Source organism: Paenibacillus sp. EKM10P (assembly GCF_011800655.1).
In the GTDB taxonomy this organism is placed as follows: Bacteria; Bacillota; Bacilli; order Paenibacillales; family Paenibacillaceae; genus Paenibacillus; species Paenibacillus polymyxa.
Genome location: NZ_JAALET010000001.1, coordinates 133,186 through 155,161 on the forward strand (window position 1 = coordinate 133,186; position 21,976 = coordinate 155,161).

The 21,976-nt window shown below is 44.2% G+C and carries 22 protein-coding genes, 1 pseudogene and 1 other annotated feature; of the genes and pseudogenes, 11 read left to right on the forward strand and 12 right to left on the reverse strand.

The annotated features are described in order from the left end of the window. The first annotated feature begins 152 nt into the window (after positions 1–152). Together HFE01_RS00490 and HFE01_RS00495 are read left to right on the forward strand one after the other, a co-directional pair. Positions 153–1,586: an N-acyl-D-glucosamine 2-epimerase gene (locus tag HFE01_RS00490; protein ID WP_167438311.1), complete on the forward strand. Its 1,434-nt coding sequence runs from the start codon at positions 153–155 to the stop codon at positions 1,584–1,586. Between the two features lie 115 nt (positions 1,587–1,701). Then, positions 1,702–2,373, forward strand: a complete 672-nt coding sequence (locus HFE01_RS00495; protein ID WP_019686324.1) for an MgtC/SapB family protein — start codon at positions 1,702–1,704, stop codon at positions 2,371–2,373. 215 nt (positions 2,374–2,588) lie between these two features. On the opposite strand, the gene HFE01_RS00500 is transcribed toward HFE01_RS00495, so the two are convergent. Both HFE01_RS00500 and HFE01_RS00505 read right to left on the reverse strand, forming a co-directional pair. Next, a complete protein-coding gene (locus HFE01_RS00500) occupies positions 2,589–3,266 on the reverse strand; it encodes a peptidylprolyl isomerase (protein WP_017426371.1) in 678 nt (225 codons plus the stop codon). A gap of 330 nt (positions 3,267–3,596) precedes the next feature. Further along, positions 3,597–3,854 carry a YqkE family protein gene (locus tag HFE01_RS00505; RefSeq protein WP_016821374.1) on the reverse strand — a complete coding sequence of 86 codons (258 nt, stop codon included), beginning with the start codon at positions 3,852–3,854 and terminating at the stop codon, positions 3,597–3,599. Positions 3,855–3,985: 131 nt separating this feature from the next. On the opposite strand from HFE01_RS00505, the gene HFE01_RS00510 reads away from it, so the two are divergent. After that, entirely contained in the window at positions 3,986–5,218 is a 1,233-nt protein-coding gene (locus HFE01_RS00510) for an MFS transporter (protein WP_019686325.1), read from the forward strand. An 87-nt stretch (positions 5,219–5,305) separates the two neighbouring features. Then, the gene (locus tag HFE01_RS00515; RefSeq protein WP_013369715.1) at positions 5,306–5,485 is read left to right on the forward strand and encodes an aspartyl-phosphate phosphatase Spo0E family protein; all 180 of its coding nucleotides are present in this window, start codon (positions 5,306–5,308) and stop codon (positions 5,483–5,485) included. 67 nt (positions 5,486–5,552) lie between these two features. Here the strand turns inward: HFE01_RS00515 and HFE01_RS00520 are convergent, their stop codons facing one another. Beyond that, on the reverse strand, positions 5,553–6,455 hold the full coding sequence (locus tag HFE01_RS00520) for a DMT family transporter (protein WP_019686326.1): 903 nt from the start codon (positions 6,453–6,455) through the stop codon (positions 5,553–5,555). A gap of 160 nt (positions 6,456–6,615) precedes the next feature. Here HFE01_RS00520 and HFE01_RS00525 point away from each other — a divergent pair, with 160 nt between their 5' ends. Continuing rightward, a complete protein-coding gene (locus tag HFE01_RS00525; protein ID WP_019686327.1) occupies positions 6,616–7,476 on the forward strand; it encodes a TrmB family transcriptional regulator in 861 nt (286 codons plus the stop codon). An 85-nt stretch (positions 7,477–7,561) separates the two neighbouring features. Here HFE01_RS00525 and HFE01_RS00530 read toward each other — a convergent pair whose 3' ends face one another. The 4 genes from HFE01_RS00530 to HFE01_RS00545 all read right to left on the reverse strand — a co-directional run bounded on the left by HFE01_RS00530 (position 7,562) and on the right by HFE01_RS00545 (position 11,493). Then, positions 7,562–9,184 carry a DUF1593 domain-containing protein gene (locus tag HFE01_RS00530; protein ID WP_019686328.1) on the reverse strand — a complete coding sequence of 541 codons (1,623 nt, stop codon included), beginning with the start codon at positions 9,182–9,184 and terminating at the stop codon, positions 7,562–7,564. A 236-nt stretch (positions 9,185–9,420) separates the two neighbouring features. After that, the gene (locus HFE01_RS00535) at positions 9,421–10,503 is read right to left on the reverse strand and encodes a bifunctional 3-deoxy-7-phosphoheptulonate synthase/chorismate mutase (protein ID WP_013369718.1); all 1,083 of its coding nucleotides are present in this window, start codon (positions 10,501–10,503) and stop codon (positions 9,421–9,423) included. An 84-nt stretch (positions 10,504–10,587) separates the two neighbouring features. Then, positions 10,588–10,861 (reverse strand) — a binding site (T-box leader). Between the two features lie 99 nt (positions 10,862–10,960). Then, complete coding sequence (locus HFE01_RS00540; protein ID WP_243208111.1) at positions 10,961–11,125, reverse strand: hypothetical protein; 165 nt, start codon at positions 11,123–11,125, stop codon at positions 10,961–10,963. A 107-nt stretch (positions 11,126–11,232) separates the two neighbouring features. After that, positions 11,233–11,493, reverse strand: a complete 261-nt coding sequence (locus tag HFE01_RS00545; RefSeq protein WP_013369720.1) for a hypothetical protein — start codon at positions 11,491–11,493, stop codon at positions 11,233–11,235. Between the two features lie 183 nt (positions 11,494–11,676). Here HFE01_RS00545 and HFE01_RS00550 point away from each other — a divergent pair, with 183 nt between their 5' ends. Further along, a complete protein-coding gene (locus tag HFE01_RS00550) occupies positions 11,677–11,964 on the forward strand; it encodes a hypothetical protein (protein ID WP_167438310.1) in 288 nt (95 codons plus the stop codon). 132 nt (positions 11,965–12,096) lie between these two features. Beyond that, entirely contained in the window at positions 12,097–13,986 is a 1,890-nt protein-coding gene (locus tag HFE01_RS00555; RefSeq protein ID WP_017426374.1) for an ATP-binding protein, read from the forward strand. 99 nt (positions 13,987–14,085) lie between these two features. Here the strand turns inward: HFE01_RS00555 and HFE01_RS00560 are convergent, their stop codons facing one another. Both HFE01_RS00560 and HFE01_RS00565 read right to left on the reverse strand, forming a co-directional pair. Further along, entirely contained in the window at positions 14,086–14,322 is a 237-nt protein-coding gene (locus HFE01_RS00560; protein WP_016821365.1) for an NHLP leader peptide family RiPP precursor, read from the reverse strand. Between the two features lie 75 nt (positions 14,323–14,397). Continuing rightward, positions 14,398–15,333: a hypothetical protein gene (locus HFE01_RS00565; protein WP_167438337.1), complete on the reverse strand. Its 936-nt coding sequence runs from the start codon at positions 15,331–15,333 to the stop codon at positions 14,398–14,400. A gap of 191 nt (positions 15,334–15,524) precedes the next feature. Between HFE01_RS00565 and HFE01_RS00570 the strand changes: the two genes are divergently transcribed. Then, a complete protein-coding gene (locus HFE01_RS00570; protein ID WP_153794294.1) occupies positions 15,525–15,998 on the forward strand; it encodes a hypothetical protein in 474 nt (157 codons plus the stop codon). A gap of 93 nt (positions 15,999–16,091) precedes the next feature. Here the strand turns inward: HFE01_RS00570 and HFE01_RS00575 are convergent, their stop codons facing one another. Together HFE01_RS00575 and HFE01_RS00580 are read right to left on the reverse strand one after the other, a co-directional pair. Then, the gene (locus HFE01_RS00575; RefSeq protein WP_113050934.1) at positions 16,092–16,598 is read right to left on the reverse strand and encodes a DJ-1/PfpI family protein; all 507 of its coding nucleotides are present in this window, start codon (positions 16,596–16,598) and stop codon (positions 16,092–16,094) included. 241 nt (positions 16,599–16,839) lie between these two features. Further along, a pseudogene (locus HFE01_RS00580) lies at positions 16,840–17,231 on the reverse strand (AbrB/MazE/SpoVT family DNA-binding domain-containing protein). 201 nt (positions 17,232–17,432) lie between these two features. Here HFE01_RS00580 and HFE01_RS00585 point away from each other — a divergent pair. Beyond that, positions 17,433–18,833, forward strand: coding sequence for a helix-turn-helix domain-containing protein (locus HFE01_RS00585; RefSeq protein ID WP_167438309.1), 1,401 nt, complete (start codon positions 17,433–17,435; stop codon positions 18,831–18,833). A 223-nt stretch (positions 18,834–19,056) separates the two neighbouring features. Continuing rightward, positions 19,057–19,311, forward strand: coding sequence for an aspartyl-phosphate phosphatase Spo0E family protein (locus HFE01_RS00590; protein ID WP_113050933.1), 255 nt, complete (start codon positions 19,057–19,059; stop codon positions 19,309–19,311). 200 nt (positions 19,312–19,511) lie between these two features. On the opposite strand, the gene HFE01_RS00595 is transcribed toward HFE01_RS00590, so the two are convergent. Next, positions 19,512–20,735, reverse strand: a complete 1,224-nt coding sequence (locus HFE01_RS00595) for an acyltransferase (RefSeq protein WP_113050932.1) — start codon at positions 20,733–20,735, stop codon at positions 19,512–19,514. A 206-nt stretch (positions 20,736–20,941) separates the two neighbouring features. Between HFE01_RS00595 and HFE01_RS00600 the strand changes: the two genes are divergently transcribed. Continuing rightward, a complete protein-coding gene (locus HFE01_RS00600) occupies positions 20,942–21,949 on the forward strand; it encodes a substrate-binding domain-containing protein (protein WP_017426379.1) in 1,008 nt (335 codons plus the stop codon). Positions 21,950–21,976 lie beyond the last annotated feature (27 nt).

Consider the following 21,976-nt stretch of genomic DNA (forward strand, 5'->3'; position numbering starts at 1 on the left):
ACCTCTGAACGTTGATGGTGAAACAGTAGCCGCTGTATTTCACCCCATTTGAGAAATATGGTAACATAGGCGAACCAGTAGAAACTTATAGCCCAAATATATAGATTCTGAGCAAGTATCGGAGAAGACGCGAGTGACGGAGGTGGATCGAATTGGACAATAAGAGAGATGAGCGACCCGAATCGTCAGACGCTATAGCACAAATTGGAAAAATGAAACCATGGGTCATGAGCGGTTCCAGCATTCAAATTGATCCGTTGTTTCCCTATTATGCCAATCGGTCGCGGGATAGCATAGCGGATGAGATCGCCCTTGCAGGCTACCAGACCGTGCATTATTTTGTCGTGCGTGAAAATGAAGTGGACGGAGCGCTTGTTGCTGCTTTCCAGCGTAGAGGCATCGCGGTATGGGCGATGGTGCTGGGCAACGGTTCTTTTGGTGTGTCCCAGCTGCCGCCAGCGTGGAAGGAATGGCGCATGGAGCTTCTACGCGAGCCCAATGATGGTTTTCAGCGGCTTTCGCATTTTGCCCAGGAATATGTGGAATGGAAAAAGAAAGCCGCTGCCCGGCTCGTCACCGATATTCCGTTTGACGGCTTTGAGGTGGCGGAGCCTTATTTCCCCGAATGGAACGGGCTGCGCAGTGGAGTGTACGGGGATATTGGGCCGCATGCGCAGCGTGCCTTCCGCGCGCGCTACGGTGAGGACATTCCGAATTTTCGTGATAAGCATGCGCGGAACTACTACCGGAAGGTCCCGAAGCTGTACGCGCAGTGGGTCGATCTGCGCGTGGACGCCGTGAATGGGCTCATCCGTGAGCTGGTGAACGGCGCAGGCGGTGTGCGTGATGTCCGGCCGGACATCTGCGTGGCGACATGGTCGCTCGCTGTGAGCGGGCGTGGCGATATTCCCGGTCAGCTGCGGGAATGGCAGGGTCTGGACGCGGTAGCCATGATCGGGAGCGTAGCCCCGGATATGCACGTACTCCAGACCCATTGGCCAGACTGGATGCGCCGCCGCCTGCCGCCACAGTATATTCGCGGCTATGCTCGCATCGCGCAGTCCATACGCGCCGCTTATCCGGGCTTGCCCCTCGGAGTGCAGGCGGATATCGGCTCGCTCGCGCGGATGGTTCGGGACCGCGAGTGGACGCGGCAATTCGGGGCTACCGCCCTGGAGGGCGACTACAACGCCTGGACTGCGTATGAGTACCATCTGGGAGGCTACATGTACGATGAGCCTCCAGTACCTCTTAGGGCGGAACGTTCCGCCGAAGATGAGGTGGTTATTTCTTTCAGTAAGCGAATTGCTACGCCGTCTTTAGATGAGCTGCGTATTTGGAGCCGGGAGGACAGCGCAGATTCAACTCGCGCTTTGAATCGCAAGCTAGCGAATGATTCACTAACACTGCTAGAGCTTGTGGAGGCAGCAGCAGACGGAAACCGTCTATTGCTCCGTGTACGTAATTTACCATCGAGAACATTTAGTATCCGTATAGACGGTGTGCAGGATACACCAGAGCTGTGGCTACTCAAGGGAAGAAAGGCACACCGCAATCTTCCCGAACATGAAGTAAAGGTTCCTTAAAATTTGGGTAATAACAAAATAACAGCTGTATAACGGCTCATTTGCCGGAGCATCATGAATTATATATTAAGGCAACATCTTTTCATAACATAAACAATAGTGGAGTGAAAAAGGTATGTGGGATTGGGATTACCTGATTCGGGTCATGTTTGCCGGATTGTGTGGCGCATTAATCGGCTATGAACGCAAAAGTCGGATGAAGGAGGCAGGCATTCGCACGCATTTCATTGTCGGGATCGGGGCGTCGCTTATGATGGTGGTATCCAAATATGGTTTTCAAGACCAGACTGTATGGTCTAACCTATCGCTGGACCCTTCCAGAATAGCAGCACAGGTTATAAGTGGAGTTGGCTTTATCGGCGCAGGAATGATTTTTACACAAAAAAATAGAATCAAAGGGCTAACTACCGCTGCGGGCATCTGGACCACCGCCGGGATTGGTATTGCTGTCGGTGCAGGAATGTATGGGCTTGGCGCGGGTGTAACGCTGTTTATTTTGGCGGCGCAGTCCTTGCTCCATAGTCGTTTTTATCAGATGGCTACCCCGTCCACACGGCAAGTGGTAGTTCAGGTTGATAATGAGCCGGGTGTAATGATTCAAATTAAAGAACTGCTGGAGAACAAAAAACTGACCATTCACAGCTTTCACGCCGAGCGCATCAATAACGGTGAGCAGTTGATGGTTCATATGCTTCTAAAACTGTCTCGGTCAGAGGGAGTGGAGGAATTGTTGTCACTGCTGCAAGAGATGGAAGGCATCCGTTCAGTCGAGACCAAATCCAATTAAACGAGTTTACTGCTTATTTAAGTAACTTTTGTCGAACGCTGTAGACTCATTTAACAGTAAAAAAATCTAAAAATAATGATTGAAAACGCTTCCTTTTGTGTATATACTCTTACTACATCACAGAATCAGCAGCTTAGAAAGTATCAGGGGATAAGCAAAAACGACCTCATGCGTATGCACAAGGTCGTTGCGGTTATCCCGTTATGAAAGACGGATTATTTTACTTTGACGGGTTCTGGATATTTTTTACCCAGCGTATCTACAGTAACTTTTTTCATTGTAGCTGGTTTGGTAGGTTTGTCATTGCTATCCCGTTTGGAGTTGACGATAGCGTCGACCACGTCCATTCCGGACGTTACTTTACCGAAAGCGGCATACTGACCGTCGAGGTAGTCCGCATCGTCAACCATGATAAAAAATTGCGATCCGGCTGAATCCAGATCCGCTGAGCGGGCCATGGATAATACGCCACGTGTATGTTTGAGTGTATTGTTAACGCCGTTGCTCTTGAATTCCCCTTTGATACTGTAGCCGGGGCCGCCTGTACCGTTACCTTGCGGATCACCACCCTGAATCATAAAGCCGGGGATGACGCGGTGGAAAATGGTACCGTTATAAGCTCCCTTTTGCACCAAGGAGATGAAATTGTTAACCGTGTTCGGTGCTACTTCCGGATACAGCTCAAGCTTGATTTTCTTGCCATCGTTCATGACAATCGTGACAACTGGATGTGAAACAGCCTTGCTTTTGTCTTTAGTTGCAGCGGGAGTTGTGGTGCTTGTCCGGCTTGCTGCTTCCACATCGGTGGCTTTTGTGCCACATCCGGCAACCAGCACGAGCATGATGGCCAGCAGGCACAATGTGTACCATGGGCGTATCGATTTTCGGTTCATTAATATTCCTCCTGAAAGGTTGGATGGTGTAACATCCTAATTTATAGTTTGGGGACAGCGCAGAACACTTTTCCATTTACTATCATACCTTTTTTGTTGGGGATAAGGAAATACGGGTTTGAAAGCCGTATTCTTGACCCATACTGCTGCTATTCCCAAGGAAAGGGGCAGGATCATGATGGAGGTAGACAAAAAACTGGCTAAAGGTCTCATATGGGGTATGGCGTTCAGTCTGCCAGTTTGGGTAGGGGTACTGTACTCAGTACAACATATTCGTGACTGGCTATAACATAAAGTGTAAAGATAGGCCAAAACCGCAATGGTTTTGGCTTATTTATATTTGTGCCAGTCCAAATTGCTGTTATTCAACAGATGTTCAAAGTTGTTGTCCAGCTTCTTTTGTTCAGCTTTTTTTGCTTCAAGGGCACGTTGCCGTTCGTCTTCTTTACGCTTGTCTTGTTCTGCTTGCGCTTCATTGGCTTGAGCCTTAAGCTTGTTCAGCACGTCCTGACTCAACAGATCCTTTAAGGTAGCAGGTTTGTCCTGAGCCGCAGGAGCAGCGAAAGACGAATTTCTCTTTTTAGCCATGTCATCATCTCCATTCCATTCGATTATATCAGCTTCTTCGTGGTTGTTCCACGATGAAAGGCTAAGGTTTACGGTAGACTTTTCTAATTTAGAGGGTAATAATGGAATGAACAGAAGGGACGTGTGGCAGCATGCATCTATATTGGAAGCGAAACCTGATTGTTTTGTGGATCGGAGTATTGTTTTGCAGCATGGCCTATTCCGTGTCGATTCCGTTTTTACCTATTTTTCTGAATACGGAATTGGGCGTTAACGATCAACTGGAATTATGGTCAGGAATTGCCTTTGGAGTCACTTTTTTAGCGAGCGCGCTGATTGCCCCGTTTTGGGGTTCGCTGGCAGATAAGTATGGACGTAAGCCGATGCTGATTCGATCAGGTTTTAGCTTGGCTGTATTGTATCTGGTATGTGCTTTAGTGACAGACCCCTATGTATTTGTAGGGGTTCGCTTGTTTCAAGGACTTCTCTCCGGATTTATTCCTGCGGCGATTGCGCTGGTCGGAACGGGCTCGCCTGAAGAAAAAACGGGCTATGCCCTTGGCATTATGGCGACTGCTGGAGCGACTGGCAGCATTATAGGTCCGCTGATCGGTGGTGTGGTGAGCCATTATTATGGCAATCGAAATGCCTTTTTTTTCTCAGCGGCTCTTGTTCTGGTATCTGCGTTCATCGCGACATTTGGCGCTAGAGAGGATAGCTTCAAGGGCACCAGTACCCGCTCGCATGTTCGGGATGATATCAAAGAGGCTATTGCTAATCGGCCATTATACTTTTTGCTTATTCTAGCTGGATTAAGTACCTTTTCTGTTATGATCTTGGAACCGTTAATTACGGTGTATGTGCTTGAAATGGGTGTGGACCGTAGCCATGCGTCTTTAAGTTCCGGGATTGTATTCTCAGCTGTAGGCATCGCGGCAGTGCTGATGGCTCCCCGATGGGGCCGGATTGGAGGGAAAATCGGCTTTGCCCAAGTGTTGCTGATTGGGCTGATCGGTTCGGGGATTGGGAACATCTTGCAGTTTTTTGTAACCAACTTTGTTGGTTTTGGTGCGCTTCGGTTTGGATATGGATTGTTTTATGCGTCTGTCATGCCGGCGATTAATGCCATGACTGTGGAAGTCACCAAGCCAGAGTTTCGCGGACGAGCCTTTAGCCTGAATCAATCAGCTACCCAGCTCGCGACGATGGCGGGGCCGCTGATTGGCGGCATGCTTGGTAGCTGGATGCCCATTCGCTGGATCTTCGTATTAAACGGTGGCATCTTGCTGGTTGCAGCGTTGTTGCTATGGGCGAAGGGAAAAAACGTTTTCCCGATTTCAGCCCAAAATAACGCAACGGATCAGAATATTCATTCTGCCGGATAGGCCAATTAGATAATTATCCCAAACCCTTATTTTTAGTATATTATTCATAACCCTTTACACTGATCATATGACAGGGAGGGATATATTATGATAAGAGACGACATTTTGCGTCAACAGCTTGAGAATGCCCGTCAAAAGCTGTATATTTTACAAGCAAAACATGGCTTTAATCATGCCAGTGTGCTCAAACAGTCTGTAATTATGGATAACCTCATCAATCAATATAACCACCTTTTTTATATAAAAGAAAAAAAGCCGACTGCATAGATATAACCAACTGGGCGAGATCTTTTAAAAAGGCCACTCGCCCTTGTATTGTAGGGCTGCAATATCTTTAGGTACGGTTAGTTTGATGCGCACTCATCAAGACCCCTATAATAACGACCAAGCCGCCAATGATTTGGCGCCATGTAATCGTTTCGTGCAATAGTAAGACAGAGAACAACACCCCAAATATCGGAACCAAATTCATTAAAGAAACGGAACTGCTCGGTGACAGCTTGATTAATCCGTAATTATAAAGTAAAAATGCGATAACGGAGCAGAACACACCCAGATACATGAGCAACATAAACGATCCCGTTGTCGGAGCCTGCCAGCTATCCTTTTCTAATAGGGCTAACGGTATGAAAAAGATACTACCTGCAACGGTTTGATAAAAAGATAACGTCACCGGCGGATATTTGTCCACAACCTTACGCGTCATGAAAGTGTAAAACGCCCACGCAAATCCGGTGCCAATCAATATTAAATTTCCGATGAGTTGATTCTTACCATCCGAGATTTCGCCAACGGAGGTTAAGAAATATACCCCGATCATGGCCAGTGCTATGCCGCAGACTTTATATTTGGATAATTTGACTTTATACAAAATAAATTCAAGCAGCGATGTAATTGCGGGATACGATGCGACAATTAATGCTGCGTTGGAAGCGGTCGTCAGGCTAACCCCTATATTCTCCATTGAAAAATAAAGAGTGATTCCCAAAACCCCACTAAACGAAATCGTAGCCAAATCCTTTGGCTTTACTTTGACATGTTCTTTTTTGATCAGCAGAACGATACCTAGTACGATGGAAGCTATGATAAATCTGGATAGACCCAAGGTAAGAGGAGGGAACGTCGTATAGGCTGCTTTGGTGGCAATAAACGATGTGCTCCAGATCAATAGGGCTAGAATCGTAGAAGTATAGTAAATCCGGTTGCTTTCGCTGTGATGAGCTATGACTTTGTTCAAGTTATATCCTCCCTGAGTTCATCCCCTATGAAATATGATAGTGATAGTAGCTACTATAGTTACTACTATGAAAATGCTACTAAAAAGATAATTTGTATATCAGTTTTTGTCAAGGGGAAGTGATATAGTAAGGAAGAACATGAATTGAGGAGAAGACGTCATGAAATCAAAACCAAATATATTAGAAATTCTACGTGATTTGAATTTTAGTGAATATGAGGCCAAAGCTTATGTGACCTTATTGGAAAGCTCTCCACTTTCGGGATATGCCGTTTCATTGAACTCTGGAGTACCGAGATCCAAGATTTACGAGGTTTTGTCGGGAATGGTCAACCGTGGGGACATCATGGTAAGTCAAGAAAATACACCTCTATATGTGCCGCTTCCTCCACATGAATTGATTGCCCAGAGAAAGCGCAAAGCAGAGCAGATTTTCAACGTGGCGCAAGAGAGTTTGGAGCAGTACACAGCATCGTTTCAAAACAGAGAGAACATTTGGAATATTTCGGGGTATGAAGCCATTATCAATCGCATCAATGAAGGCGTGAAGGGAGCAAAACACCGAATTTTACTGGAAATTTGGAAAGAGGATGCCGAGATGTTCCGGGATGCCTTAGAGCAAGCTGCTCAGCAAGGAATTGAGGTGATCCTTGTAGCATATGGTGATCTTAACTTTGATTTTGCTACTGTTTACCGCCATGATATGAGTGAGGAGATTACGTCCGAAATCGGTGGTCGATGGATTGTGCTTAGCGTGGATGACCGGGAGGTTGTAGCTGGCATACTTTCACTTGGTGATGACAGCCGTGCTGCATGGACGCTACACCCGGGTCTTGTAATGCCGATTACGGAAGTAATTATTCATGATATTTATATCATGGAAATCCTATATGAGTTCCGTGAAGAATTGGAGGCCAAATTCGGCCCTAATCTAATCCATCTTCGCAATAAATTCGCCATGGGTCCGAATGGAAAGGGATATTATGTTCCTTTGACTGAAAAAAGTATTAAACGTGTATAGAGATTGTCCGAGGTCCGATACGCAAAAATAAACAGGCCCATGGAGTATGATTCCATGAGCCTAATTTATTGAGTGCTGTCTTCTGTTATTTTACGGTTACAATCACACGCTGATAATGTTTCAAAGAATGTTTACCATTGTCCTGTACTTCTGCAATGATATGAATCGTATCCCCAGACTTCGCATCTGCCGGAACTGTAAAACTTGCAGTATTTGTGTCGCTACCTTGCAGGTCAATCGTGTTTACTTTCTCGCCTTCAGCTAATTCTCGGTGAAGCCCAAGCTGCATATCACCCAGCATTTCAGGTTTAACTTGCGCGGGTTTGACCTTAGAATCTTCATAGGTGTCAGCTTCGAAATATCTCCACCATTTATAGGTCAATGCATCACCGTCAGGATCTGTTCCTTCTGCATGTAGAGTTATGTTCTCCCCTGGACTAGCCGTTAGATCTAATCCTTCTTTAATGGTCAATGTTGGATTATGGTTAGCATCTTTATAGTCGGAAGCAATAGCCCAATCTGCACGGGCAGCAAAGTCATTTTGAATATCATCAAACCAACGCATCAGAGAGTACTCTGCTTCGAATTTTTTCGTATGCACATCATAATCTAACACCGTATTTCTAAATAATTTATCGTTAACGACACCAAAACGACCTCCCCAGCCACCATAGGTTGGGTTTTCCATGCTCCGTAATCCGTTATCAATTAAATAGAAGAAAGATGGAGAATCTCCTTCGGAAATAAAGTCATACTTGTCGTATTGTGGATTTTTCTTCAAGTAGGCTTCACTGCCTCTTTGTTCTTCATCCAATTCACCTTTGATGATATTGCCGTCGCCCATCAAGGCATACATATTTAGCAGCTTGCCATGACCGTCTTTAATGTTTTTGAAGTTCCATTCCCCGTGTAACTTGCTGTTTACTTCTTCCGTGTGCATTTTCCAAGCATAAGCGAAATGCCAGAAGTTAGATTGGTCATTGATAATTCTGATGTCAGGCCAATTTTTGGCGATGTAATTATTGTAGCTATCGTCCTGATCCAAAATGATGTACAGAACGAGTTTATCACTTACTTTTTTCCGAATCGTTTCCCATTGATCTGTATTTTTATATTCGTCTTCAATGGATTTTAGAGCTCTGGCTGTGGTATTGGTTCCTCCCCAGGTTTGTACATACAGATCTCTTTTGTCATTGTCTAGGAAAAGTGTTTTCAGGAAATTCGAACCTTCCGTTTCCTTGTCCATTTCACCTTTGTTTGAAATATTTCCGATCTTGGTAACGCTTTTAATATATTCAGGTTTTGGATACCCTTCAGCATGTTTGATTAGGTTGGGGTAAATCTCTCCATAGGCATCAATCATATGCGTTACCCATTGGGTTCCGGTCCATCTGAATGGCTTGATGCCGGCCTTTTCATCACCTGCATAATGATATACGGAGCTAGTCAGTACAATCCCGGACAAATCCATTTCGTTAGAGTAGAGAAGAAAGCGTATGACTGAGTTCATATCATCTACTTCTCCGTCAGTAGTAATAACCGTTCTAGCCTTGGTCGCTTTATTTTCCACTTTATTTCCCGCTGGTTGTTCTGTTGGAGCAGCGCTTTCATCCTTTACGACGGCTGGCGACTTACCACTGCAACCACTGATGATTAAAATACATATCATAGCTAACACAAAAATGCTTAACCCTTTTCTTTTTCTCATTTCTGTTCCCCTCTCTGAACGTTCCTATGATGATTTTTTAGGATTATAACCATGCAGGTATTGTTATTATTCAAGAATTGGGCATAAAAAAAACCTAAACATATATATGTCTCAACAAAAGTCGAGCATATATACATTTAGGTTTTGCCTGCATGATCAGTCACAATCCTGATTAGATTCTACATCATAATCTGACAAAATGAAAGCGGTTTATGACTCTTAGCACAAAATTAGTTTTACGCTTTGAATAAACCGGATTCTTTAACTTCAGACAGGAAGTTGTGGAATTCAGGGATGTTCAGCTGTTGCTGAGCATCGGACAAAGCGACTGCCGGGTTCGGGTGAACTTCTACCATGATGCCGTCGGCACCAGCAGCCAGGGCAGCCTTGGCACAAGGGGCCAGGATGTCTTTACGTCCTGTAGAGTGAGTTACGTCCACCAATACAGGCAGATGGCTTTCCTTTTTCAAAATCGGAACAGCGGAAATATCCAGCGTGTTACGTGTCCATTTTTCATACGTACGAATACCGCGTTCAATCAACATGACTTGTGTATTACCACGGGATACGATGTACTCAGCAGCATGAAGGAACTCTTCCATGGTGGCAGCCAATCCGCGTTTGAGCAGAACCGGAGTTCTCGTTTCACCCGCAGCTTTCAGCAATTCAAAGTTGTGCATGTTGCGCGCGCCAATTTGAATGATATCGATGTAAGGGATCGCTTCCTCCAAATGTCTTGGATCGACGATCTCACTGATTGTAGCCAGCCCGAACTCGTCGCCAACGCGTTTGAGAATTTGTAGGCCTTCAATACCCAGTCCTTGGAAATCATACGGAGATGTACGTGGTTTGAACGCACCACCACGCAGAATCGGCACACCGGCTTCCTTGAGAGCCGCACCTACCTCGCGCGTTTGTTGGTAGCTTTCCACCGAGCAAGGACCTGCAACCATGATGGAGGCTTTGCCACCTACCAGTGTGTCTTTAACCTTGATAACCGTGCTATCCGGCTGATTTTTGCGGCTGACAATCAAATGTTTTTTGTGTTCTTCTTTTTGATAGTTCAGAGAAGCCTTGAAAATATTTTTGAACAACTGGCGAATTGTAGCATCGTCGAAAGGTCCACGATTAGCTGCAATCAGCTTGTCCAGCATTTGTTGCTCGCGCACTGGATCAAAGTCAGGCACTCCTTGAGCTTCTTTCAATTTTCCAAGCTGTCCCGCCAGTTCAGCGCGTTGGGACAGCAGCTCCAGCAATTGCAAGTTTGTAGCATCGAGCTGTTCCCGCAACAGCTCCAAAGAATTTTCATTGGTTGACATACAGTACACCCTTCCCGAATTTAAATTGTTTTTTCTTTCAGCCCTTAGACTTTTTGCAGAAAATAACACAAAAAGGCACTCGTCGCAAGGGACGAATGCCGTGGTACCACCCTAATTACAGAAGTATACATGCAAGTCGTCAACGTCATTCAATCGACGGCAGTAACCTCTGAGCTTGATGCCCGTAACGGGGGCTTCCGGAAACCTCTACTGCGGCCAAAAGAATGAATCCTTCTGTCGTCGGTTCAAGGCTCGACTCGGGAGTGAATTTCAACGCGGGATAGCGGTACGCTCTCAGCAATACGTACCTTTCTGTGGGAATCCGATGACGCTTACTTGTCTCCGTCTATGTCTTTGTTCATGGTATTCAAAAGATTTGACCTTATTTTAAACAAAGTGGATGCAGAAGGCAAGCCCTGATTTCCGATTCTAGTTTTTGCATTCCCTATCTGTTCTTTCATCTTGCTTGATCCCTGGGTTCGGGCTTCGCTGATGCGACTCCTCGTGGGTTATCTTCGGCTAAGGTATCATCCGTATGAGTCTTGTCCGCAGTCCTGCGGTCATCCTCTTCTACAGGATTCAAGGCTTTATAGCGTTTGTACTCCATATCAGCCTGAGACATCGGATCTTTATACATAGGAGATTGGTCAACTCCTTTCGGTGTATATACTTCATTACCCGCATAGCAGGAGGAGAAATCGCTTTCTTATATCCTATCATATGCAGTAATTAATCCAGAATATCGTCACTGTCCAGTTGCTCTTCTTCATCCCCGTCTGTACCGTTCAGCAAATCTGTACCATGCAGGAATTCAGCAGGCGCAGAGGGATCAACAGGACTATTCGGTGTTAGTTCATCGGCATCAGGCACGTCCTCCAGAGGAGTATCCGGCCCCTCAATCAGATTCTCCCAGTTTGTTTCTGCATTTTGCAGGGAAGGCTCAAAATCATGATCCTGTAGCTCAGTCTTTTGATTGTCGCGATTTGCCATCTAACTCAGCTCCTTTACTTTTTGTTGCTTATTTCGACCTTACCCAAACCGCAGAATGGCTAAACTTAGAGTTAGTGTGTCTGTAAAAAGTTAAAATCATGCGAATAGAGATATGCTCTTTCCCAATTAGCGTTTTTTTGGTAACTGCTGTGATATGATAAAGAGGAGTTGGAGGGATATGAATTGGAATGGTACATGTTTGGTCCGATGATTAGCCGAATCCGAGTAGGTCAAAAGGCGTCTACTCCAGGCTATTCGCGTACCGTTATTCGGCGTCCGAATGGTTTATATTGGACAGACGGCGGACAGGCCGGAAAAGTAGTAGAAATACGCGATTATTTATTCTCCGATATTTGGACGATCTATGAGGATGAAGAATGTGAACCTTGGATAGGGCTTAGAGAGCAGATGGAGCGACGCGAACAGGAAATGATCATTAACCAATATGAAGATTTTACAAATAATGATTAAAAAGAACATGATACCCTTATTATGAAGAAGGTATGAACATCATCGTATAGAATAATATAATTTCAGGAAGATAAAAATGTTAAAACATATACAAATTTGTAAATCCTACTACGTAACTTTGAGGTGCTTAATATGAGGCATGTGCCCAAAGCTGTCGCCGCTCTGCTAGCGGTCATTGTGATACTATTGTCGCTGGACCACATTGGCTATGCGGCCAAAATGACCCCGGAAAGGGAGTATAAGATACCCTCCTGGGATATGAGATGGGGAGCAGAAGACGAGGATGGCTCTTTAGATGAGGTAAATGATCACAGTAAGGTCTGGATGCATATTGAAGATGATACACAGCTACTCAAGCAGCCAGGCAATAGAGGCACCGCCTGGATTCGTATTAAGCTACCTTCGTTAAATGATGAAACACCAGCGGTGCTTTTTGAAAATATTTATGGCAGGCACATTACGCTGTATAAGGATGGTACCAATTTTTATGAATCGTACCGTGGCTATAATTATGAGAATAATCGTATTCTGATTCCGCTGAAGCCAGAAGACAGTGGTAAAACATTATACATATGGACGGAAAGCAGCAAAAATAGACTGGGCATTATCGGAAATGTGATGACTGGTGATTATCGTGACTTGTTGGGAAACTTGGTCAGAATGGATGTCTTGGATATTGTACTAGGCAGTACATTTATCTTTATCGCCCTGGTGCTATTGATTTGCTCGTTTTTCCTGTTCCGTCCAAGTATGGCGATGTGGTTGTCCCTAAGTGCGATTGTATTGTCTATCGGTTTGATGATTGTAACGTATTCACCGTTTTTATATACGTTCTATCGCGGCTATGGCAAGCTGTATTTACAACTTTTTGATGTGGCGCTATTTATTCTGCTGCCTTCATTAGCCTTCTTTTTTGAGCAAAATATCAATTCTATTTTACTGATTCGGAAATTCAGAAAATTGTTAACCGCCTACTCTTTGTTCTGCTTCATCATCATGATTGTGAATTTAGGAGCACAGGAGCGACTCAACGATGTATATTATTTCTTTAGTGTAATCGTCCTCGGTATATTGCTCGTAGCTTTGATGGTACTTTTGGTATTTGCTTCGGTTCGCATGGCGCTTAAGGGAGACCACGAAGCGATCATTTTATCGACAGGCTTTGCATTTTTTGCAGTCATCACTATCGCAGAACTCAGCTGGTTCTTTATCCGGGACGGACACTACAATATGTTTTTATGGAAATGGGGCGTGTTTGGTTTTGTCCTGGCATTGATTGCGATCTTGGGCAGAAGGCTGGCGGAAAAGCACAAGCAGGTGGTTCGGTATTCCAGAGAACTGGAGATGTTCAATAATGAGCTTCAACGTTCAGAGAAAATGGAGATTATTAGCGATTTGGCTGCATCTGTAGCTCATGAAGTGCGCAATCCGCTTCAGGTTACACGTGGATTTCTTCAGTTGATGAGCAAGCAGGAGGATGGTAAAAACAAAGACTATCTGCATATCGCTCTGGAGGAGCTGGATCGAGCGTCCGCGATTATTACCGATTTTCTGACTTTTGCCAAGCCGGAGTTTGACCATACCAAAACGTTGACCATATTGGATGAGTTCAAGCATATTGAAGGAATTATCAGTCCAATGGCAAATTTGCAAGGTGGCAAAATTTCGCTGGATATTCCCCAGGAAATTAAAGTGCGTGGGAATTCCTCCAAATTCAAGCAGGCATTTATCAATATTATCAAAAATAGTATTGAAGCGCTGCGAGAACAGGGACATATTCATATATGGGCTTATGTGGACAATGGAGAAGCAGTCATTCATATTCGGGATAATGGTGAAGGGATGGATGCTCAGACCTTATCCAGACTAGGTGAGCCTTATTTTTCGAATAAGACTAAAGGCACGGGTTTGGGGATGATGGTGACATTTCGGATTATTGAAACGATGAATGGTAAAATATCTTTTACAAGTGCAAAAGGGGTGGGAACAGAAGCGACCATCCGCTTCCCCGTAGCCGGATAACATCCGGCTTTTTTGCTTTCGGAGAAAACGGAGGGAAGCTTGCTGAGCCCACCCGCCTGAGATTAAGAAGTATAGATTAAATAAGCTACAAGTGCCAATCTACCACATCGAGCGAGGCTTCTGGGATGTAGCAAGCACACCTGAAGGGTTTGGAGGGATTACTAGATAGAACTGGTCAGACGTTTCCTCTACCGTTTTGATTTGGATATGATCGGGGATCACGACTCCTAACACATCACGAATTGCAGATTTGGGATCTGCCATCAGTTTTTCTCTGAAACTGGCATCCTCCCAAGCTTTTTGAATGACTTGTGTTTGAAGAACTTCAGTAGCCATCAAAAATCACCCTCTCATTCGATTGGTTATATTTACCTAGTCAGTATACCACGTAAGACTCAGAAAAATCTAGCATTACTTCATATTTTTGGAGAGCCAATAATCAAGCCCGCCTCTTCGCAAATGTGAGCGTCCGCCTTCAATTTCTGCTGCCTCTTCGCTGAGTTCTGCTGCAATGGAATGTGCGAACCTATGCAGGCCGTGGATAGTAGGCTCCATCGTCTCTAGCTCCTGAACGGCTTGATTCGCAATATTTACATAGCTAGCGAGTGCGCCTCGCACATAAATCGCTTCCTGAATTTCTTGTGGTCCTAGTCCTTCACAGTACGGCTTCTTCCGCTCGGCGCTAATATGGGACAATAGGCAGTTATAGCTATGCTCCATCAAATCTTCTGCCCAATCTGCCCAATCATCCGACATTTGGAGCACGAGCAGGGTCAAATCCGTCATCGCTGTAACGATCTCGATCAGGTCAGCATGGTCTGCGAGCAGTAGAGCACCCGTTCCGGCCATTTTTAATGGACTGGCTTTCAGTGCGACCTTATTTCTGTCACCTTGAAAATAGTCTGCTGCTCCTTCGGATACCACACTAACGGCCCATTCGTCCACATACGTCCGGGCATATGTCCAAAAAGGGGAGGTTGCCGGAAAAAGCTCCTGATAAATGTTTTGGCACTCGGTATAGAAAAGCTGGCTTAAGGCAAGTTGCGTTTTACGGTTGTCTGCTGCTGTGTCCATCACGTCGTCTTGGATTAAATAATGAGCCATGACGAACACGTTGCCGAGTGACAGCTTGCGACATGTTTCGGGAGGCAGTCCGGTGAGTTCCTGCAGCCAAAATGGAAGCAAATAGCATATGTAATTACGCGTACTGTCTTCACGCAACGGATTAAACCGTGCCAGGTAGTCTAACCCCTCTTGCTGAAAGGGAGCCTGAAATGTGGCCGTCCGTTCCTCCGCTTGACGAAATACCTTTTCCAATTCTTCTTTGTATGCAAAATACCACTCCATGGCCATCACCCGCATCTCTTATAAATGTTTTTGTAGCGACTTCTAGTTGTTACCCGCCATTGTACAACAGATTGCAATTTTCAAGAATTTGTTATTTTCAAATAAGGAATGTTGTGAAAAACATATAAAATGAATAAAAAAAGCTGAAAGAGAAAATATAGATGAAAAAGGATGAAAGGAGGGGCCACAACATGAAAAAACAATGGAAATTGACCGCTGCTATCCTATATGGAGGAGTGATGATGTATGGTACTGCGAGTGCAGGAGCATCTGGTATTGAATCGGGTAATCCGTTGCAAGCTCTCACTCCCAACGATTCTGTCCAAGGAGAAGCCCACCAGTGGAATATTGATCCACAGGATGACCACGGGCATGGACATGTGCATAGACATAGACACGGCAAAAGGCCGGGCGGCTTGAATCACCATCTCAACGAGAAAGTAGCTAGGCTGCTGGGTATCACCCCTGTCCAGTTAGAGAAAGAGCTGGGGCAAGGGAAATCGTTGGCCGACGTTGCTAAAAGCAAAGGCATTCGCGAGGATCAACTTATTGATAAATTGAAGAATGAAATGACCGTGGATTTGAAGCGGCTTGTAAACCGTAAAGGTCCGATTACCTTCGATCGTAAGTCCGGGACTTCGAATGAGGCTCAATTGAAGCGTTAGATGGGGAATAAAATTGTTTTACAATAAAAAAGGATGGGGAGAACCCATCCTTATATTTCAACTTCCTTCATAAAGTGACTGTTGTGAGGAGAATCAGCTATCTTTAAAAAGCTTAAAAAAGTCAATGGTTTCATTAAAATCTTCATCGTCCGTATAAATGTTCATAACCTTGCCTATTTCGATTGCAAAATCTACATACTTATTGGGTTTAGCAGATATTATATTCTTGTGGATCTCCAGACCCGATGGATGACTCACATGATTTTTAGGGGAAACACCTGCTAGCTCCAATAGTTCATTGGCAGAACAAATGGTTGCAATCACTTTATGATCATTATTTAGTGCTTTGATGAGAGCTAGAAGTTGCTTGTTTGTCTTCAATTGAGTGTTATCTCCACCAGGTATAATGAGGAGTTGAATGTCCTCCGCAGCCACTTCATCAAGGGCTACCGCAGGCGTAACTTTAAAATCCTCATAGGAAATAACAGGTTCTTTGGTTACTCCAATCGTAACAATATCCCCTTTGGTTTTCATAAAATAGGTTGCCAGCATAATTTCAAAACTAACATAACCATCATAAATTAGAACATGTGACTTCATTTATACACCCACTAACAATTTTTTAGTTTAAGTCCGTTAAAAGCCTTTAGGAAGATTACATATAGTCAGAATATATCATCTTGAAGAGTTTAAATCCATATTTTACAGCAATATCAATAAGTTTTGGTAATCTAACTTGTTGAATTTTGGTCAGTATGGATTCAAATTAAAAAATAACCAGTCACCTTGAAATAAACAGCGACTGGTTATTGAGTTTTGCTCGGATGCGAGTGAAGTGAAACTACAATAGCTTTTTAACTTGGGAAATACGGATATGTGACACGCCAATCCATTCAGCATATTCGCCTTGCTTGGCTGTGGGATGCTCACGGATGAGGCTTCTTAGATGTTCAACCAAAGTTGTGATGACGATCAATTGACGCTGTTTCCTTTCAAATCGTGTATGCATTTTTTACATAAAAATGAATCTCTGAAATAGCTTAAATCCTGAACCGAATAGCATAAATGGCAGCAGACACCAATATATTTCCGCATACTTAACAATCCTGTTTCAACATCCAAGTAAAATTCCAAAGACTCGCCAGCTTGAATTCCCATAGAGTTTCGCATTTCCTTAGGAATAACAATCCGGCCAAGCGTGTCCAAGGGACGTGTCATACCTGTATTTTTCAAGTGACCTTCTCCTTATCATAATAATCTATCAACCAATAATCTCCTAATAAAAAAATAAAAATCTATAAAGTAAAAGTATTTATCGATGTTCCAAAAGATGGTATTATCATGAATGAAAAACAATAAGTATACTATTAGTTTCAAAACTATATGAATTATTGAAATGGGAATCTATGAAGATGCTGAAAGGGTGGTTTATCCATGGAAATCACACCTACGATACAGGCAGAAGTTCAAACCTATCTAAAACGCAAAAGCTTAACCATGACCGAGTTTGGTCACACGATCGATTTGAATGTAGGTACAGTTAGTGGTATTGTGACGGGCAATCGATCTATGTCGGTTCACCAACTGGATAGTATTACTGCGGGAATGAATTTACCACCGGATTATTTTTACGAACGTTACATTGAAGAATGCATTGAAGAATGTCCACTCAACTGGAAAAAAATCAGCCCGTTCCTGTACCGATGCATTGAGCTAGGGCGATTGGACTGCTTGCAGCGAGTTGTAATTCTATTATTGGATAACCCTAATTATCTGCCATCGCTCTTTGAAGTCGCCGAAAATGTATACCAAGACGGTTACAACGAAGCAGCCGCTTACTTATACAAAAAGGTAGCTGAAAGCGAAAAGCAGCAACATTCAGAGCGATTGGCAATCTGCCAGTATCGCTTGTTCCAAATCAAAGTCGGACAGGATCAGGCTGTAAACCTTCAGGCTGCTATTGAATTCGCCCCTTTTGTGGATCGCTTAGATGAGATAGAGCAATTGGATGCTTTAAAAGATTTGGCGAATGTCTATAGATCATTAAGCATGTGGGATAAGGTGTATGAATTCGCACATCAAATGGGTCAGTTAGGACAACTCCAATATCATCTGGTTCACAATTCCAAGCGAAAAGGAACAGAGCCACGAAAAAAGCTAAGCAGACCATTGTTTGTATACATAGCTTACGCAGAATTGATGTGTGCTAATGCTTGTGATGCAAAAGGAGATCATGAACAAGCATTAGCACATATTCGTGGTTATTCCGATCTAAGCTGGGTTAAGGAAAATGATCCAGATACACTCCATTGGCTAAGAAAATTTGAGCACTGGGCAAAAATTAATACCTGTGTAAATAAGCTTATGTCTGGAGATATTAGGGCGCTGCCGGATTACGTTAGTTATATATCTGGAGAACAACATATATTTGCGGAACTTTTAAATGTCTTAGAAGTAGCTAATCGGTACAACATTGACATTGATCATATTCTTCAGCACTTCGAACCCCAAATTACAGCTTATCGAAATCAAGAATATACGAGTACATTAACAGAGCAGCAAGTCATACACGAAGAAACCGTGCGATTCTGGTATAAGTTGGCTAAATACAACTTATATAAAGGAAGGTACCTTTATGGGTTTAAATGCTTAATAGAAGCGTTGAAAAAAGCTGGTATAATTAACCATGCACTACTTATTTCTAATTGTGCAGGCTTATTTTTCCGTTTCAGTGAGCTTGCTACTCCTGAAATGCAGGCACAATTTCACTCTGCTTATGAGGAGGTGTGGAAAAGAAATGATCAAGAAGACGGCTTTAGTTTTGGCAACAATTAGTTTTTTACTGGTATTTGCATTACCAGTTCCAACTGGAATCCCAAGCGCTAACACAATCCAAGTTCAAGGACACATTGGCACAGCTTAAACAATATTTTAGTTTTTTATTGGCCAGCTTATTGCTGGTCTCTTTTTGTATTATTTTGTAATTTTTTGCTTCAAAATTGATCTTGGCCTATTTGTACATCCCTTCTTAAAATGAAATTCAGAGGAGGTATGTAGGATGAACAAGGATGAAAAGGTAACGTTAATTCAACAAATGGAACATGCCAGACAACACATGCATGATCTTTACGCAGAGTATGGCCTAGGACATGCCTGTGTACTGGAGCAGTCTATGCGTTTGGATGAACTGATTAATCAGTTCAACCGTATGTTTCAGACCAGGAAGCAGCCTCACCAAGTTTTGGACCAGATCCTTAACAACGACGATGGTATGCTGAGTTCATCCCCCCATTTCTATTATGCAAAACTGTGATTTCTCCCACGTAATGCTTATAATTATTCAATATAATGACTTATTTTAAAATAAAATACATATCCATGTCATAAAATGTTAATCAGTTTGGAACATGATTCATCACACTTAGACAGCAAAAAAGCAGAGCTCAATATGTGAGCCCTGCAAAAGCCTTTGACGGTATTTGAATCCCTATGCTGAAACGCTGGGACAGAAGATTAGCCAAGCTCCTGCGTGCTTTTGGAAGCACGTTTGGAGGAAAGTAACTGAAAATGAAGCCGCCAGTTCAATCGCTGTCTGCCTTTGGAGCCAACAATCCAGTTGCCGCCAGGCAGATGGGCAAAGAGCCAGCTGATACCGAGAGAAGCACTTGCCACGACGACAAATGTAATGAGCGTAGCTGTAAAATGATGATCCCCTAGGGCAAGCGGACGGGTGTAAAAGGATATGAAGGACAGCACGAGCGCATGGGCCAGATATCCTCCGAAGGAATAGCGTCCGATCCAGTTTAGCATACGACGAAACGGCTCGGAACGCTGGTCTTTTTGCAGATGAAGTAGCAGCCCATACAACAAAAGCAACTGCGAGACAATCAGTACGAAGGTGCTTGGCTTCAGATAGGTAGAAATATTGAGATTGATCGTATCGCCCGACTGGATCAGCATCGTATGACCCATGAGCATGAACAGACCAATAAAAACAAATACATTCCATGGCAACGTCTGCTGGGCCAATCCCCGCCAGGTGTCCGTCATATAGGCGCACACTGCGCCCAGCATAAAATAGAAAAAATACATAACAAAGTTATAAGTGCGGTAATCTAACAAAGTCTGCCCAAAGGACGGCAACCAAGCGCTCCATGCAGACATGTCATAGTAGGACCATTGTAACAGCAACGCATAAGCCGCAGCAGCAATCAGCATAACAGCCAAAACAAGCTGCTTGCGCTTTTTGGTGCTATAACGACGTAGAAACGTTCGAATCTGCTCGGTTGCTTTTGCAAATAAAGGAAACCAAATATAAAACTGAAAGATCATGACCACAAACCATAGATGATATCCGCTGACAGGGATGATCATTTCCTCGAACATACCTTTGTAAAAGGATAAATTTCCCCACTGCGCGGTTGACCAGTTCTGAGTACACACCCAATAGACAACCGTCCAGCAGAGAAAAGGAACATAAATATCTCGAAACCGTCTGCCAATATAACGGGAATAGCCAATCGGTTTGTTACCATTATAAAATAACAGCGCCGCAGACAGGAAAACGAACGTCGGTGTGCCAAAACGTGTCAAATGGTACAGCATCGCGAGCATAACGGAATCCGGCTGTTGGATGTCGCTGCGATAAATATATTCGCCAATGCAATGCTGAAGCACGACAGCGAGGTAGGCAAGACCCCGTAGTTCTGTCCACTCTGCGATACGCGGCTTGCTCATCCATATCACTCCTTTTCCTCAAGATTCGCACATGTTTTTCCTAGCACAATTGTAGGTATTGTACCGTAGGAACATTAGTGCAGGATTAACGCTACCTGAAAGTATGGAGAGTGAAGTGGTTCCAATTTAATATGATTGCGTTTACAATCTAAATAAAAACAAAGCAAATTAAATTTAAGGATGCGCATAGGAAGAGGAGAGGAAGGATGAAGAAAACGCTGCTGGTGTACATGCTGTTGATTGCGGCCTTTGCTCTCTATGTGTTCAGATATGAACAATCCGAGCGGTTGAATGGAGCTTGGGAGGAAAAAGGGCTGCGAGGCAGCATCGGAGAAACGTATATGATGATTACGTTCCAGTCCGGTTTGGAGTATTGGAAAAGCGGGCTCAAAGGCTTCGAGGATGCTGGGGATGCCTTGGGGGTAACGGTGGAGTACCGGGGGGCTACCCGGTATGATGCACAGGAGCAGATGACCATCATTGAGCAGGCGATTGCCCGTAAACCCGCAGGCATTGCCATATCAGCGATTGATCCACACTCCCTGATCCCGGTCATTAATAAGGCGCTGGATGCGGACATTCCTGTCGTGCTGTTTGACGCCGGAGCGCCGGGGAGCCGGGCGTATACCTTTTTGGGCACGGATAATTATAAGGCGGGCGTGACCGCTGCGGAAAAAATGGCTGAGCTGTTGGGACGTGAAGGACAAGTCGCTGTTCTGACACTGCCGGGGCAGCAAAATCATGAGGAACGTTCGCGCGGCTTTCGCGATACCATTCAGCGGCAGTATCCTGCCATGAAGGTGGTGGAAGTGGTAGATGGTCGTGCTGACGTGATGGTGTCCAGGGATGAATCGCTAAGGTTGATGAAAGCTTATCCGAAACTGGCGGGTATTTTTGTGACCGAAGCCACCGGAGGAACAGGTGTGGGTGAGGCGGCACTGAGCCAAAAAGGCAGTCATCCGCTAAAAATTATTTCTTTTGATACGAATAAAGCGACACTGGATATGATTCGTGATGGGACCATCTCGGCAACGATTGCCCAAGGGACATGGAATATGGGCTATTGGTCACTTCAATATCTGTTCCATCTGCATCATCATTTGACGATTCCTGCACCTTCTTCGTCTGGAGATAACACCCCGCTCCCCGTGCGGGTGGATACTGGGATTTCCGTCGTCACCCGAGCGAATGTAGATGATTATTATGCAAAATAAATATTGGAAGCGCATCCACTTAGGGAT